The sequence below is a fragment of the Xenophilus azovorans DSM 13620 genome (assembly GCF_000745855.1).
GTDB lineage: Bacteria > Pseudomonadota > Gammaproteobacteria > Burkholderiales > Burkholderiaceae_C > Xenophilus > Xenophilus azovorans.
The window spans coordinates 1-14,622 of sequence record NZ_JQKD01000081.1 but is presented as its reverse complement, the minus strand read 5'-3'; the positions used below and the strand labels follow the sequence as shown (position 1 = coordinate 14,622).

At 66.9% G+C, this 14,622-nt stretch carries 13 protein-coding genes; 9 read left to right on the top strand and 4 right to left on the bottom strand.

Translation table 11 applies throughout. From position 1 onward, the window contains the following. The coding region (locus tag Q392_RS24975; RefSeq protein WP_038214457.1) for an integrase core domain-containing protein at positions 1–267 on the top strand (267 nt) is incomplete at its 5' end. Then, positions 264–1,094, top strand: a complete 831-nt coding sequence (locus tag Q392_RS24970) for a sigma 54-interacting transcriptional regulator (protein WP_281173455.1) — start codon at positions 264–266, stop codon at positions 1,092–1,094. The genes Q392_RS24975 and Q392_RS24970, both read left to right, overlap by 4 nt. A 137-nt stretch (positions 1,095–1,231) precedes the next feature. On the opposite strand, the gene Q392_RS24965 is transcribed toward Q392_RS24970, so the two are convergent. Together Q392_RS24965 and Q392_RS24960 are read right to left on the bottom strand one after the other, a co-directional pair. Beyond that, complete coding sequence (locus tag Q392_RS24965; RefSeq protein WP_038214454.1) at positions 1,232–1,939, bottom strand: LrgB family protein; 708 nt, start codon at positions 1,937–1,939, stop codon at positions 1,232–1,234. After that, positions 1,939–2,331 carry a CidA/LrgA family protein gene (locus tag Q392_RS24960; RefSeq protein WP_051953942.1) on the bottom strand — a complete coding sequence of 131 codons (393 nt, stop codon included), beginning with the start codon at positions 2,329–2,331 and terminating at the stop codon, positions 1,939–1,941. The genes Q392_RS24965 and Q392_RS24960 overlap by 1 nt, the downstream gene beginning before the upstream one ends. A gap of 525 nt (positions 2,332–2,856) precedes the next feature. Here Q392_RS24960 and Q392_RS24955 point away from each other — a divergent pair. The 5 genes from Q392_RS24955 to Q392_RS24935 all read left to right on the top strand — a co-directional run bounded on the left by Q392_RS24955 (position 2,857) and on the right by Q392_RS24935 (position 6,130). Further along, entirely contained in the window at positions 2,857–3,150 is a 294-nt protein-coding gene (locus tag Q392_RS24955) for a hypothetical protein (protein WP_038214450.1), read from the top strand. A gap of 1 nt (position 3,151) precedes the next feature. Further along, positions 3,152–3,607, top strand: coding sequence for a hypothetical protein (locus Q392_RS24950; RefSeq protein WP_038214447.1), 456 nt, complete (start codon positions 3,152–3,154; stop codon positions 3,605–3,607). 385 nt (positions 3,608–3,992) lie between these two features. Beyond that, positions 3,993–4,325, top strand: a complete 333-nt coding sequence (locus tag Q392_RS24945; RefSeq protein ID WP_038214443.1) for a hypothetical protein — start codon at positions 3,993–3,995, stop codon at positions 4,323–4,325. A 408-nt stretch (positions 4,326–4,733) separates the two neighbouring features. Then, positions 4,734–5,354: a hypothetical protein gene (locus Q392_RS24940; RefSeq protein WP_038214439.1), complete on the top strand. Its 621-nt coding sequence runs from the start codon at positions 4,734–4,736 to the stop codon at positions 5,352–5,354. A gap of 104 nt (positions 5,355–5,458) precedes the next feature. Next, on the top strand, positions 5,459–6,130 hold the full coding sequence (locus Q392_RS24935) for a hypothetical protein (RefSeq protein ID WP_038214437.1): 672 nt from the start codon (positions 5,459–5,461) through the stop codon (positions 6,128–6,130). Between the two features lie 92 nt (positions 6,131–6,222). Here Q392_RS24935 and Q392_RS24930 read toward each other — a convergent pair whose 3' ends face one another. Both Q392_RS24930 and Q392_RS24925 read right to left on the bottom strand, forming a co-directional pair. After that, the gene (locus Q392_RS24930) at positions 6,223–7,635 is read right to left on the bottom strand and encodes an AbiJ-related protein (protein ID WP_038214434.1); all 1,413 of its coding nucleotides are present in this window, start codon (positions 7,633–7,635) and stop codon (positions 6,223–6,225) included. A 15-nt stretch (positions 7,636–7,650) separates the two neighbouring features. Then, on the bottom strand, positions 7,651–8,562 hold the full coding sequence (locus tag Q392_RS24925) for an AbiJ-NTD4 domain-containing protein (RefSeq protein WP_038214431.1): 912 nt from the start codon (positions 8,560–8,562) through the stop codon (positions 7,651–7,653). Between the two features lie 531 nt (positions 8,563–9,093). Here Q392_RS24925 and Q392_RS24920 point away from each other — a divergent pair. Beyond that, positions 9,094–14,145 (top strand): Eco57I restriction-modification methylase domain-containing protein, encoded by a 5,052-nt coding sequence (locus tag Q392_RS24920; protein WP_038214429.1) that lies wholly within the window; start codon positions 9,094–9,096, stop codon positions 14,143–14,145. A gap of 215 nt (positions 14,146–14,360) precedes the next feature. After that, positions 14,361–14,622 (top strand): IS5/IS1182 family transposase (locus Q392_RS24915; protein ID WP_038214426.1); only part of this gene is annotated, 262 nt, incomplete at its 3' end.

The following is a 14,622-nucleotide window of genomic DNA, read 5'->3' as shown; positions in this document are numbered from 1 at the left end:
GCCGAGGCCGGCATCGAGCCATCGGTGGGCAGCAAGGGCGACTCCTACGACAACGCTCTGGCAGAGACGATCAACGGGTTGTACAAGGCCGAGTTGATCCATCGCCGGGCGCCCTGGAAGACCAGAGAGGCGGTGGAGTTAGCGACCTTGGAATGGGTGTCATGGTTCAACAACCATCGGCTGATGGCCCCGCTGGGCTACGTGCCGCCCGCCGAGTTCGAGGCCAACTACTATCGCAATCTTGAGCAGCAGGTCAGCCCGGCCTGACTCAAGCCAACCGGCCTCCGCGAAAACCGGGGCGGTTCAATTGCGCCTCCATTCCGGAGTCTCTGATCGATGCCGAGCTCTTCGGCTATGAAGGCGGCGCATTCACCGGGGCACGGACGCGCGGAAAGCCTGGCAAGTTCGAGCTCGCAAGCGGCGGCACGCTGTTCCTCGACGAGATCGGCGACATGCCGCTCAACTTGCAGGCCAGCCTCCTGCACGCCGTGCAGAACCAGGAGATCGTGCGAGTGGGCGGCGTCTCGCCAATTCCGATTGACACGCGCGTGATCTGCGCGACGCATCGCGACCTGCAGGCGCAAGTGGAGACCGGGCAGTTCAGGGCGGACCTGTACTACCGCCTCAATGCCCTCGAATTGCGTATGCCAGCCCTGCGCGAGCGGGACGATCTGGCATGGCTGGCCGATCAACTGCTAGAGCGGATCGCGCTGCGGGAGGGTTTACCGGAGCGGCCAGTGCCTTCCTCGCTGCGCGCACGATGGATGGCCTACGATTGGCCGGGGAACGTGCGCCAACTGGAAACTGCGCTACTGCGCTTCCTGATTTCGGGCGATGAGCGACTGCCTGAAACAACTGCCACAAAACACCTGCACGCTGGTGCCGGCGACCACGCGAGCCCTGCAACCACTACGCTGCAGGCGCACTTAGACCGCGAGCGCGATGCCTACATACGGAGGACGCTCGCGGATACAGACGGCGACAAGGACGTGGCCGCGCGTCGGCTCGGTATCAGCCGTGCCACCCTGTACCGCGAGCTCAGGCGCCGCCCGCCCACGTTGGCACCGACCGGACTCGGAGCCAGTTCTGAGTGAACCCCGTCGGCTGTACCACTGAGTTCACCCAGAACTGAGCTGCGTGCCGACCCCATCAGGTCGTCGGGCACCGCGATCGAGTTGCCCTCGATCAGATGCGTCTCAGGACTGCCTCATGAGTGTCTCAGTCCGGCCGCCTACAAGAGCGAGGCAAGCCCATAGGCCAAAGGCACCAGCACGGCCGTCGCAACGCCGTTGAGGCACATGCCCAGTGCTGCGAAGCCGCCTGCCCTTGAACTGGCCTGGAGCTCGTGCGCCATGCCGATGGCATGCGCCGACACCCCTGCGACGAAACCGCGTACGCATTCATCCTGCACGCGCATCCAGCGCATGAGCGGTGTCTTGACGATAGTGCCGACGATCCCGGTGATCGCGACAGCCAGCGCGGCCAGCGAGCCCTGGCCGGCAAACTTCTCGGCCACCGGAATGGCAATAGGCATAGTGGCCGACTTCGGCGCCAGCGATGCCATCAGCACGCTGTCGCCGCCCAGACTGCGCGCCAACAGGAACGCAGAGGCGATGGCCGCTACGCTGCCCGCGGCCAGCGCCAGCAGCAGGGGACGCAACCGCCCCTTCATTCGCGACCACTGGTGGTACAAGGGAACCGCCAGCGCCACGGTTGCGGGCCCCAACAGTGCCTTAAGAGGGCGCATCGCGTCCGCATAGCTCGCGTAGGAAACGCCGGCCAACTTGAGCACCACCGCGATGGCCAGGGCGCCGGTGAGCACGGGAATCAGCCATGGACTGCCCCGCGACCCGTGGTAAATGCGCAGGGCGGCGACATAAGCCAGCAGGGTCGCCGCCGACCAGACCAGTCCGTGACCTGCAAGCGCCCAGGTCATCATCACTCGTCGCCCAGTCCACGACCATGTGGCCGCCTGAGAAGGGCCTGGAGCACCATGGCTGTGACCACCATCGTCATGACCGTGCCTAGCGCGACCGCCGCGGCAAAGGGCAGCCACTGCCCGACGACGAACGCATAGGTCTCGCCAATGCCGGCCACCGCCGGCAGCAGCAGCAACATCATGTGGCGCAGCAACACGCCACTGGCCAACGCGACCGGCTTAACGACCCGGCCTGCAACGATCAACGCGAGCAGCAGGAACACCATGCCCACCAGCGGACCCGGCAACGGGAGGCCGAGGCCAAGAACGGTAAGGTCCCCCGCCCATTGGCCGGCAACCAGCACGGCGAATCCGAGTGCGTGCTGGATGATGGCATGACTGCTGAGCTTCACTTTTCGAATGGCGTTGGCACACGCCCAAAGCCGATGAAATGGACGGCTATGATCGATGACAGGCCACACCGGCACAAGGATCAGTTTCCGCGCGCATCGAGCGCCAACTGATCCGGTCGTTCATGGATCGCTTCCACACAATCAGCGCACCATGACGATGGGTGCCTACGATTCCTGGCCCAGGAACGCGGAGGCTTCCTGTGGCACCTGAAGACCCGCACACTGGAGCATTGGGCTGCGCGGCGCATCGACGAAGCCCCCGTTCGGCTGAGGTAGGCGCCGCCAAGAGCGCCACCCGAAACCCAACATCCAACCGGTCGCCTGGACGAGGCCGTAGCCTCAATACCGGAGCCCGCCAACTCACCTGGCTCACACTGGGAACTCTCTTGCTTCCTCTGCGGAAGCTCCCCGGCTTACCGGGCGTCGCAGTCGTCACCTGCCCCCGGCACGGGCTCACCCGCTGCCTGTCATCCCTCTGGGAACACCTTCCCAGAGATCGGTGTTCCCGTCTTTCTGGAGAACGCCATGCCAAATCACCTACCGGCCAGCGCGCCCGAAGCGCCGGCCCGAGACACCGTCGATCTGGAGTCCTTGCTGGGCGACAGCGACGCTCAGCTCGTCCATGAAGGCCTCTACCGGCTGCGCGAAATCAAGGTCGAAGCCCTGGGCATCGTGCGCGCCGAGGGCGTCAGCCCCCACGGCCGAGCCTTTGAACCCTGGGACTTCGGCATCCCGCAGATCGACAGGCTTCTGGCCCGACTCGGCGCCGAGCCCATCGAGAATCTCGCAGTCGACATTCCAGCCGCGGTGAGGTCCTGACATGGGACCCACACCCTACCAGTACCTGCCCCTGTGGGCCAGGGTCGCCATCGAACGCCTCGATGCCCATGCCGAGCTGCGCAACGAGGCCATGCTCGATGAACTACTGGACAGTTACGCCCGCACCTACGGCGAGACGGTCGACGCGCAGACCCGCGACTCGGCACGGCACATTTGCCGGCGCCGCTTCATGGGTTCCTACACCGAGCCGACGCTCGACGAGCCCGTTCCACCGGGCACGCTGCGTCTGGTCCGACTCGCCCGAGAAGGTGCGTTGAGCCCTGGAGACCGCATCGTCACGCAACGGCTGGGCGAGTGCGAGGTCGCCTGCGTCCACACGCCGCATTCGATCGAAGTGCGTGACCCGGCCACCGGTCGGCACTACCTGATCAACGGCCTGGACTTCGGTCCGGACTCGCGCTTGGTCGAGGTGCACGGTTCGCACCCGACGAGGTAGCCCCAACAAGGGCACCGGGGGCGTCCCCTGAACGCTCCATCAGCCATCCACATACCGCACGCACGCCAGGCCCCTTCGGCGCGGCGTGCCGCTTCCTGCACTCATTGGAGAACCTTCATGTCCATTCACCATGGTCACCATGCACGCGTTGGCTGGTCCCGCCTCGGGTCCTTGCCAGCATTCGTCGCGCAGCATTGACGGAGTTCGGCATGTCCCATCGACATCCACCCGCCTGCCCGCTGTGTTCAGGAGAAGGCGTCCCGCTCGGCACCCTAGGCTCGACCACCTGGTTCCGTTGTCGCCAGTGCGGCATGGACTTCAGCCGCACCCGGCGACCCAAGCCCCCTTCGGCCCGCGTCGTGGCGCCATCTGAGGGGCGTACATCATGAGCCGCCATCTTCTGCGTCTGGTCCACGAGGGCCGCAAGCTGACGGTGGTGGCTGGCTACGACAGGCCACTGCGCGAGCTCTACCTGCATGTGGTCCGCGACGACGACACGGCATCCTCCGAGGAGAAAGTGTTCGTCTACGACAGTCTGAGAGATCCCGGGCTGGACTGGACCGACATCAACACAGTGGCCGACCAGTTGGCCGCCCTCGGCATTGAGCCGCCCGCCAGCTTGATCGAGGGGATCTTCCTCGACCAGTGCCTCAACGCCGGCAACCGGATGGTCGAGCACCATCTCGACCGGGCGCCCGTCGTCCTGCACACAGGCTGACGACCGGATCTGCTCATCGCGGGGCCGACGTTTCCGCCGGGACACCGGCCCGCCGCAGTCGCCACCGGCAAACGGCAGCGTCTACGGTCTCTTGAGGATGCCGAGGGCCGGTGACGGCTTTCCCACCAGCGCCCGTTGCGGCAGACTGGCACCACTCTCCCGAGTGGTGCCCCCTGCTGGCCACCCTCTTCCCCGAGTGCCTCGGGCGTTGCGGTCGTTACCCGCCTGGCGCAGTTCCGCTGCCAAGTTTCATTGCCGCACCCGCGGCTGTCCTTTGCCGGCCATCCCGGCCCCAGCTCTGGCGCCTCCGGGCGCACTCCCCTTCTTCGCCCGCGGCCAGGCCGCGCCATGCCATTCCCGCGCTCGTTCAAGGGCGCGGGCGGGCTCACCCATTCCAGAAAGCCATCCATGACCACCATCACCGACACCCTGCGCGCCATCGAACGCCGCGCCGATCGCGCCGTCGTCCAGGAACTGCGCCTCATGACGCAGGAGATCCAGGCGCTGCGCACGCAGCTCACGCTCGAGGACCGTGCACACGCCGATGCGCTGCTGCTCAAGCTCAGCCACCTGGAATGCTGCCAGCAGGTGGATTCCGTTGCACCGTCCCCTGTGGCCCCGGCCGTAGCGCCGGCAGGTCCCGGGTTTCCCGTGCTCGCCTTCGATTCCCTGGAGCCGCTCCAACCGGGCAGCTACCTGGTCCATTTCTACGGACACGAACTCGGGGACCTCGAACGGGTCGAGCTCACCGAATCGCTGGCCGCCGCAGCACAACTGGTGCGCCAGCACCTGACCGATCGACCCCGGCCGGTGTGGCAGGTCACACACGACGCGTGTGACGGCGCACTGTCGTTCCTGACCGACGACGACATGATCCTCGCCAGCATCCAGCCGTGCGAGCCGCGCATGCCCGATGTCGAACCGCCGGTAGCCGAGGCCTGCGCGGCCCTGGCAGGAGGCGACATCACGGCACTGCGGCGCCTGTTCGTTGCCCCGGCGCAAGCCCGGGCGCAGCCTCTGGCTGCCTGAAGTCGATGGCGGGCGCACCGGCGCCTGTCCGTTTCCATTGTCACCACCCCGCGGGGCTCGCCCCGTTGGGGCTGGGTTCCGCCCGAACTCTCAAGGAACCCATCATGAATGTGACCCTGAATCTCGAGCAGCGGCTGTATGTCATCCCTTGCGGCGATGGCTACAGCTGCCTGGGCTTCGACAACGCCCGCGACCACGCCGACCAGATTGCCGCGCGGCTGAATCAGCCGCTGCTGGGCTTCTCGCCTGGCGACCATGGTTCGCTGGCCGGGTACGCCAAGTACCGCGCAGCCACAGACGCCTGGGGCCGATCACCGCTGACCCAGCAGACCTACTTCGACCCCGGCACCGATCCCAAGGCGGCCCGGGCGCTGGAGACGTGCCGCCGCGACGGCCGCAAGGTACGGCTGGTGCATGGCAACACCACCACCGGCCGCTGCTGGCTCGACGAACACGATGTGGTCGGCCGCATCGGCCGCTCCACCGGCACGATGAAGGTGCCGCTGCTGATCGAGGCCGGCGACGACGGCGGCGTGGCCATCTTGACGAACTGCCTGCTGCGCCTGATCGACTGGGAATCGGGGCGGGACCTCTACCGGCACCCAGCCTACCGCGTGCCCGACCTGGCGATCCGGCGGGCGCCGGAAGAAGGCAACGGGCCTTGGCAGGTGTTGCACGACGGGACCGTCGTTGCCCGCTTCGGCGACATCGGCAAAGCTGGCGGCTACCTTGCCTTCATGTGCGGCGAGACCGTAGAGCCCCGCGTGTTCCAGTGAGGCGGGCTTCTTGAACTGCCGCCCGGGCTGTTCCGTGACCGAACCACCGATGCCGATCGTCGGGGGTTCGGGTGCCCGGCACTTTGCACGGCCTACCCATCCGATCGATCAAGGTGTCGGGCAAACAGCTTCTCGAAGAAGCTGACGACAAGTTCCTTCGAGCGAGGCCCCACAACGTAGCGCCCCCCGACGCGCTCGACATCCGCAAACTCGGCTGCACCGAAGCGATAGACCTCGTAGCCCTGCAGCCGCAGGCGCCGGTCCTCGGCCGCCATCTCGGCATACCGGGCAGGCGACGCGAGCTCCCCATTGGCGAAGTGGTGCCTGCCGTCCACCTCCACAACGACGCGGGCGCCATGCCCGAGCAAGAGCAGTAAGTCCATGCGCTGCCGTGGGAGGGCCCTGCTTGCGCCGCGTTCCGACGCGGTTCTGGGGTCGTAGTGCAGGTAGACCTGAGGCACCAGCGCAGGCAGCTTGCCGGCCATGCTGCGCGCGAAGTGCGCGTAGTAGGCCTCGAAGATGGCGACCTCACCCGGCGACTGGGCAGCATGCACGGCGGCGCGCAGCCTCCGGAACAAGCCTTTCCTGGCATCAGCCAGCGTCTCCAGCCGCTCCCGACCGCGCCACCAGTCGACCAAGGCGTCCCAGCGAAGCCCTCCGTCGGACAACGCGCGGTCATAGATCAAGGCGTCGGAATCGTTGGCGATGGCGACATCGTTGTTGATGGCGTCCGTGAAGTACAGGTCCGGCTTGCAGTTGATCGCTGCGAAGATCAGATTCTTCGGCGTACCCGCCACGCCGTTGGCCGCACGGCGCACGCCGTACTGCGGATGGCGCGAGACCTCGCCGATGACGACCAGCACGAAGCCATCGGCAACCAGTAGCTTGTTCAATCCATGGACGAGTCGCTCCTGCTCCGGGCCGCGACGGCAAACCGGATCGACCACCTTTTCCAGCAAGTCGAAGAAGCGCTGCTGCGAGCATGTGAGCGCGCCGCAGAGTTCCAGCAGCTGGGCATTGTTCAAGTCGTTGTCGTTGATGTAGTGCCGCTGGATGTCATCGCGAACTGTTGCCGCGAACTGGTGCGAATACTGGGCAGGCTTCTCGAGGTCCGGGCAAAGCACGGCTACGCCATCCCAGACTGGCAGTTCACCGAAGAGTTCTCCTGCCGAATTCAGCTCCGCCAACACCGAGCGCCGCGTGAGATCGGTGATGCGGTGATCCGCATGCGTCGTCAGTTCGCTCACGAAGTCCGCCAGATCGGGAGCGCCGTACTCCTCGATCACACGCTGCGCGAGCACCAGCAACTCCGGCCCCTTGAAGGTCGTGATCCGGCTGCGCACGTACTTGCGCTTGCTGCTCATCGCCTCGGCCGAGTCGCCGTCGCGCAAGCCCAGCGCCGCGCAGGCAGCGGGCAGCGAGGGCGCACTCACAGCGCCCCACAGGGCCTCGGCGATCGCGTCACGCAGCGTTTCGAGCGGTGGCGGTCGGTGTGGTTTCGCCATCGGGCCAGCCGCCTCCTACCGGGGCGCATTGCGCCGGATGACCAGCTCCACCATGGCGAACAGCCGGTGGTACAGGTAGTCCACATGCTCGACATCGATCACCGGCGTCTGGCTGACCTCGTGGTGGCGCAGCAGATGGCTGTTGCCAATCTGCGTGAGCTCGCGTGCCTCTTTCTCAAGAGCTTCGCGAAACGCGGGCTCCGAAGCACTCCTGTCCAGGATCTGTTGAACCGATTTCGCCTTGTTCGCATCGGCCAGAGACTTGATGCGCTCCCAGGCATCGAAAAGCCGCTCAAGAGCTTCGCGCCGGATCAACGGATCCGGGTCCGAAAACTTCGTTCGGCTCTCCTCCAGCATCACGTCCAGCGTCCTTTCCCCCGTGCGAAAGTAGGTCCGCGCCAGAGTCTCGCCGAGCACGGCCGGCAACACACGCCGGATCTGGCCGTCCTCGCCCAGCTCATAGGCCAATCCGTTGCGCGCGAGGATGCGGTTCACGTCTGCGCGAAACGATGCGCGTCCAGCCTCGATGTCGAATGTGAGGTGGTGGTGCTGGAAATAGTCGTGATGCCGGCCGACGACAGGCAGTGCTACCTTGCGCCACACGAACTCGACGAAGTCCAGCGCCATCAATGTCGTCGGCGCCCAAGGTTCTCGGGTGCTCGTGAACCCTTCTTCGACGACGTGCTCGGTCTGCGGCGGCCATGACAGTCCATCAAGTTCGGCTTCGATGGCGCTCTTCAGGTCGGAGAGTTCGTTTCCACAGATGGCCTGGCCATCCGGGCACCGCTCCGGAAAGCTGGCTCCGAAAGCTCCGCTATTCGCCAACGACGATGCGAGCGCCACGATGCCTGCCCAAGCCACGGGGCTTATCTCCTGTTCGGTCCTGGCCCTGGGGCCAAGTTCGCGGTCGCTGAAATAGTCACTCATCGAACATCCTTGCTTTCTTTCCCGATCTCCTGCTGCGATCCACAGCGTGCAGACCACGAAACTGAAGCCTCGCGTGTGCCCCTCAAACGCCCTGACGATGCCCGCCAGCATGGACTGCGGCAACTCCAAGCGAAGCAAATCAAGCGCCCAGCAAAGATGGTATCGCCAGCGCCTGCCGACTGACACGCGATAGGGCAGACACATCGCCACGGCACTATTGCTGCATTGACGGGCGCTTACGCAGGCAAATCCTCTCGCCTTTTGCGCCTCGCACCAACGACGCCCCATACTGATTCGCGCATCCTGGCTCCGGCCAACGCACGCCCTTGAGGCGTTCCCGAGTCCGTTCGGGCGTCGCGGTCGTTACCCGCCCCACCGCCACGGCAGTCCTGAGCTGCCCGTTCACCGCACACCCTGATCCCTGCGCCCGCATCCGCGGGTACAGGCCGTGTGCATTCGTTCATCCCATCCGGGGAGCTCGCCTCCCCCGATGGGTTGGTGCGTTCTCCGCCTTCCTTCGGAGAACCACCGATGGCACGCACCACCGCGCCTTCCCTGTGGCTGCCGGGCTTCGACCCGGATGAGCCCGAGCTTGCCCGTCCGTCCCACGAGGCGGACCTGTTTGCTGATTCCCCCGCGCCCGAGGCGTCGCACGCCGCCGCCACGCAGGCTGCGGACGTGCCGATCGGGATCGATCCCGGCACCGAGACTGCCGGCGAAAGCCTGGCTTCGCCCTCGCCGTCGCCATCGCGCTCCAGCTGGCGCGTCATCGCTGGCACCAAGCGCGACGAACCCCGTGTCCTGTGGCCGGCACTGCGCCGCGACCACCTGGCCGGCCTGAGCGGCGCGGCGACGAAGTTCGACGCCAACCTCTCCGCCATCCGTGCGCTGCAGGTGCTCGAAGCCAGTCAACGCGCCCCGGACGCCGTCGAGCGCGGCCACCTGCTGCGCTTCACCGGCTGGGGCGGCCTGCCCGCCGCCTTCAACCTCGAAGGAGACGATCCGGCATGGCGCCGGCGCGCAGAGGAGCTGCAGGCCCTGCTGCCGGCCGAGGACTACGACTCGGCCCGGGCATCGGTCAACAACAGCCACTACACCGAGGTCCATGTGATCGAGGCCATGTGGCAGGCCGTGGAGCGTTTCGGCTTCACCGGCGGACGCGTGCTCGAACCAGCAGCCGGTGTCGGACACTTCCTTGGCGGCATGCCGCGCGCGCTCGCCGAGCGCAGCGCGCTCACCGCGGTCGAGATCGACCGGCTGTCCGGACGGCTGCTGCAGACGCTCTATGGGCCGCACGGCGCCGACGTGCGCATCGTGCCCTTCGAGAAGCTGGCGCTGCCCGAGAACTGGTTCGACCTGGTGATCGGCAACGTTCCCTTCGGCAACTACCCGGTCGCCGACACGAGCACCAAGCCGTACGCGCGGTTTCGGATCCACAACTACTTCTTCGGCCGCGCGCTGGACCTGGTCCGCCCCGGCGGCCTGGTGTGCTTCATCACGAGCACTGGCACGATGGAGGCGCGCGCGGACGCCGTGCGCGAGCACATCGCGTCGCAGGCCGAGCTGCTGGGCGCGATCCGCCTGCCGATGGGTGCTTTCGCCGGCATTGCGTCGACCGACGTGCAGACGGACATCCTGCTCCTGCGCAAACGCCACCCCGGCGAAGCCGTGAGTGGCGCCTGGCTGGAGCGCGTGATGGTGCCCGACGAACTGCGGCATCCGCGCTGCGGGCAGAAGTACCTGCAGATCAACGGCTGGTACGCGCGCAACCCGGGCTTTTGCATTGGCCGGGTCACGCAGGAGAGCAACGGCTACGAGGAAGTGCCGACCGTCGTGTTCGAGGGCGACCTCGAGCCGGCGTTGGCCGAGCGCATCGCGCTGCTGCCCAGTGGCGTGTACGAAGCGGCCAAGCCCGTGGCGCTGACGGCCGTCCGAGCCGCCGTGCCGGCCGAGCCCGGCGCGCGGCCCGGAAGCTACCGCGTCCACCACGGGCGCGTGCACCGGGTCGAAGGCGCGGAACTGGTCGACCTGCACGACAGCCTGAACGCCACGCAGCGTGCCCGCATCGCGGGCCTGTGCGCAATCCGGGACCATGCCCGGACGCTGCTCGACGCGCAGCTGGCGCAGGACGGTGACGAAGGGCTGGCCCATCTGCGGGCCATGCTCAATGGCACCTACGACCGCTACGTCGCGCGCCACGGCTGCCTGAGCACCCGGGCCAACGCGCTGGCATTCCGGCGCGACCCGGACTACCCGCTGCTGCTGTCGCTGGAGCACTACGACGAGGAGTCGGACACCGCCCGCAAGGCGGCGCTGTTCACGCAGCGCACGCTGCGCCGGGTCTCGGCGCCGACGGCGGTCAACGAACCGGCCGAGGCGCTGGCCACGTCGGTGCAATGGCGGGGCCGGGTCGATCCGGCCTACATGGCGCGGCTGCTGTCGGCGCCCGAGGAGGAGGTGCTGGCCGCGCTGACCGAGGCCGGGCAGATCTTCCTGGACCCGGCGGACAACGCCTGGAAGGCGTCGGACGACTACCTGTCGGGCAACGTCAAGGAGAAGCTCAAGCAGGCCGCGCTGTCGGGCCCGGCCTTCCGCCGCAACGTGGAGGCGCTGGAGCGCGTGCAGCCCGAGGACCTGCAGCCGGCGGCCATCGAGCCGCGCCTGGGCGCGGTGTGGATCCCTGCAGGCGACGTCGAAAGGTTCGTGCATGAGGTGCTGGAACTCAAGGACTGCCAGGTGGCGTATTCGGCGGAGGCCGGCGCCTGGTCGGTGACCTACCCCGAGTGGAGCGCGCGGCAGAACGTGAAAGTGACCCAGGAATGGGGCACTCCGCGCATGAACGCGATCGAGCTGGTACAGGCCGCGCTCAACGTGCAGGTGCCGACGGTGCGCGATGCGCATCCCACCGAGGACCGCTACGTCGTCAATCCGGCGGAAACGCTGGCGGCGCGCGAGAAGCTGGGAGCGCTCAAGGACCGCTTCGCGGTCTGGGCCTTCGAGGACAACGAACGCCGCGAGCGGCTGTGCCGGGTCTACAACGACCTGTTCAACGCCACGCGGCCGCGGCACTTCGATGGCTCGCACCTGAAGCTGCCGGGCTTCTCGCAGTGCTTCACGCTGCACCCGCACCAGCGGGATTCGGTGTGGCGCGTTGTGCAGACCGGCAACGTGGGTCTGTTCCACGTGGTCGGCGCCGGCAAGACGGCGGTGTGCGTGATCGCGAGCATGGAGATGCGGCGCCTGGGCTTCCTCGCGAAGCCCTGCCATGTGGTCCCGAACCATATGTTGTCGCAGTACACGGCCGAGTTCGTGCGCCTGTACCCGCAGGCCTCGGTGCTCATGGCCGGAAAGGAGGATCTGGAAGGCGACCGCCGGCGCGAGCTGGTGTCGCGCATCGCCACGGGCGATTGGGACGCGGTGGTCATCACGCACTCGAGCTTCGAGCGCATCCGGATGTCGCCGCAATTCACAGAGGACTACATCACGGAGGTGATCCATGAGATAGAGATGGCCGTGCGCGCCGAGAAGAGCGGTGACCGGAGCAACCGGATCATCAAGCAGCTCGAGGCGCAGAAGAAGAGCTGGAAGGTTCGCCTGGAACGGCTGGTCGCCGACAAGAAGAAGGACAACCTGCTGACCTGGGAGTTGCTGGGCATCGACGGCTTGTTCGTTGACGAGGCCCACCTGCACAAGAACCTCTACCGGTTCACGAAGATGACGCGGGTCGCGGGCCTGCCGCAGAGCAATTCGGAGCGCGCGTTCGACCTGTACCTGAAGACGCGCTACACGATGAAGCTGCACGGCAACGCGCAGCGCGGCGTGGTCTTCGCGACCGCGACGCCGGTGGCCAACACCATGGCCGAGATTCACACGATGCAGCGCTACCTGCAGCCGAGAAGGCTGGAGGCCCTGGGTCTGCAGCAGTTCGACGCCTGGGCGGCGACCTTCGGGGAGTCGGTGACGGCGCTGGAGATCGCGCCGGACGGCAGCGGCTACCGCATGCACACGCGCTTCGCGCGGTTCATCAACGTGCCGGAGCTGATGGCCATCTTCGGCGAGATCGCGGACATCCGCACCGCCGAGATGCTGGACCTGCCGGTGCCCAAGCTGCGGGGCGGCAAGCCGCGCACGGTGGCCTGCCCGGCCAGCACGGCGCTCAAGGCCTACGTGCAGACGCTGGTCAAGCGGGCCGAGGCGATCCGCAACGGGCATGTCGATCCGAGCGAGGACAACATGCTCGCGGTCACGAACGACGGCCGCGCGGCCGCGCTGGATTTCCGGCTGGTCGCGCCGACGGCGCGCTTCGATCCGGACGGCAAGGTCGCCGCCTGCACCCGCGAGGTGCTGGCGATCTGGCAGCGCACGGCGGAGTTCCGCGGCACGCAGTTGATCTTCTGCGACCAGTCGAGCCCGAAGGGCGGCAAGGCCTTCAGCGTCTACGAGGACCTGAAAGAGCGGTTGGTGGAGGCAGGCATCCCCGAGCGGGAGATCGCGTTCATCCACGATGCCGAGACCGACGTCCAGAAGGCCAAGCTGTTCAAGGCGGTCCGCGAGGGCCGCGTGCGGGTGCTGCTGGGATCGACCGGCAAGATGGGCGTGGGCACGAACGTGCAGACGCGCTTGGTGGCGCTGCATCACCTGGATGCGCCGTGGCGCCCGTGTGACGTCGAGCAGCGCGAGGGCCGCATCCTGCGGCAAGGCAACGAATGCGAGGAGGTGGAGATCTTCCGCTACGTGACCGAGCAAAGCTTCGATGCCTACTCGTGGCAGACGCTGGAGACCAAGGCGCGCTTCATCGCGCAGGTCATGCGCGGCGACAAGGGCCTGCGGGCGATCGAGGATGTGGAACTGGCCACGCTGAGCTACGCCGAGGTGAAGGCCCTGGCGTCGGGCAACCCGATGGTGATCGAGAAGGCCGGCGTGGACGCGGAAGTGGCCAAGCTCTCCACCCTGTTCTCGGTCTGGCGCAACCAGCGCTGGGCCAACGAGAGCGAGGTGGGGCGGCTGCCGATGTTGATCGCGTCGCTGGAGCAGAAGGTGGCGCTGCATGCGGTCGATGCTGAGGCGGCCCAACCGCAGACGATGGCGCAGATCGCCGTGGAGCTGGGCGGCCGCCAGGTCGCCGGGCCGGACGCCGTGGGCGAGGCCCTGCGCGAACTGGTGAAGGCAGCGAAGGCGGAGACCCGCCATGGCGCGCCGCTGATCGACCGGGCCGTGGGCCGCTTCGGCGGCTTCGAGCTGGGGCTGACGGCGGTGCGCGGGGAGGAGACGCCGGCGCTGTACCTGGCCGGTCGCTGCCGCTACGACGCCCAGCCCTACCAGACGGGACCGGGACTGGTGTCGGCCCTGCTGGCGGCATTGACCTCGGTAGCCGAGCAGCATGCCCGCACGGGCGAGCAGCTCAGCGTGCGCCGCAAGCGCCTGGAAGACCTGCAGCTCGAGCTGGCACGGCCGTTTGAGCACGAAGGCAGGCTGAGCGCGCTGCTGGTGCGCCAGCGCGAGCTGGTCAAACTGCTGGACCTCGGCAAGGACGAGGCTGGCAGCGCCAGTCTCGATGGCGAGGCGGCCCGCCTGGCCGCCTGAATGTTGGCCCCACTACCGCAAGGTGGTGGGGCAATTCTTTTTCAGCGCGCACCGCTCCTACTGCTGCATGCAAGAGCCAAATGCCTCGTTCTGCGGATCACAAGCAGAGCCTCGCACTTGACCATCACGGCCCCCGCAAGATGATCTAGGGAAGGTCTGAACAAGTCCACGGATCACGCCCTGATGCGTTGAACGTTGCAAAGGAGTTCGCTGCGATGAGCCAGATCAGCTTCTCGGACGCGGAGTACGCAGGCAAGCGCAAGAAGACGCGGCGCGAGGTCTTCCTCGAAGAGATGGAGCAGGTGGTGCCGTGGAAGGCGCTGCTGAAGGTCATCGAGCCGCACTACCCGGTGGCCGGCCGTGGCCGCAGGCCGTATCCGCTGGACGCGATGCTGCGCGTGCACCTGATGCAGAACTGGTTCGCGCTTTCGGACCCGGCGATGGAGGAAGCACTGTACGAGATCGCATCGCTTCGCA

Excerpts from the sequence above, each read along its gene's own strand:
- Q392_RS24965 (WP_038214454.1), bottom strand. The coding sequence starts at position 1,939 with ATGATGACCTGGGCGCTTGCAGGTCACGGACTGGTCTGGTCGGCGGCG.
- Q392_RS24955 (WP_038214450.1), top strand. The coding sequence starts at position 2,857 with ATGCCAAATCACCTACCGGCCAGCGCGCCCGAAGCGCCGGCCCGAGAC.
- Q392_RS24950 (WP_038214447.1), top strand. The coding sequence starts at position 3,152 with ATGGGACCCACACCCTACCAGTACCTGCCCCTGTGGGCCAGGGTCGCC.
- Q392_RS24945 (WP_038214443.1), top strand. The coding sequence starts at position 3,993 with ATGAGCCGCCATCTTCTGCGTCTGGTCCACGAGGGCCGCAAGCTGACG.
- Q392_RS24940 (WP_038214439.1), top strand. The coding sequence starts at position 4,734 with ATGACCACCATCACCGACACCCTGCGCGCCATCGAACGCCGCGCCGAT.
- Q392_RS24935 (WP_038214437.1), top strand. The coding sequence starts at position 5,459 with ATGAATGTGACCCTGAATCTCGAGCAGCGGCTGTATGTCATCCCTTGC.
- Q392_RS24930 (WP_038214434.1), bottom strand. The coding sequence starts at position 7,635 with ATGGCGAAACCACACCGACCGCCACCGCTCGAAACGCTGCGTGACGCG.
- Q392_RS24925 (WP_038214431.1), bottom strand. The coding sequence starts at position 8,562 with ATGAGTGACTATTTCAGCGACCGCGAACTTGGCCCCAGGGCCAGGACC.
- Q392_RS24920 (WP_038214429.1), top strand. The coding sequence starts at position 9,094 with ATGGCACGCACCACCGCGCCTTCCCTGTGGCTGCCGGGCTTCGACCCG.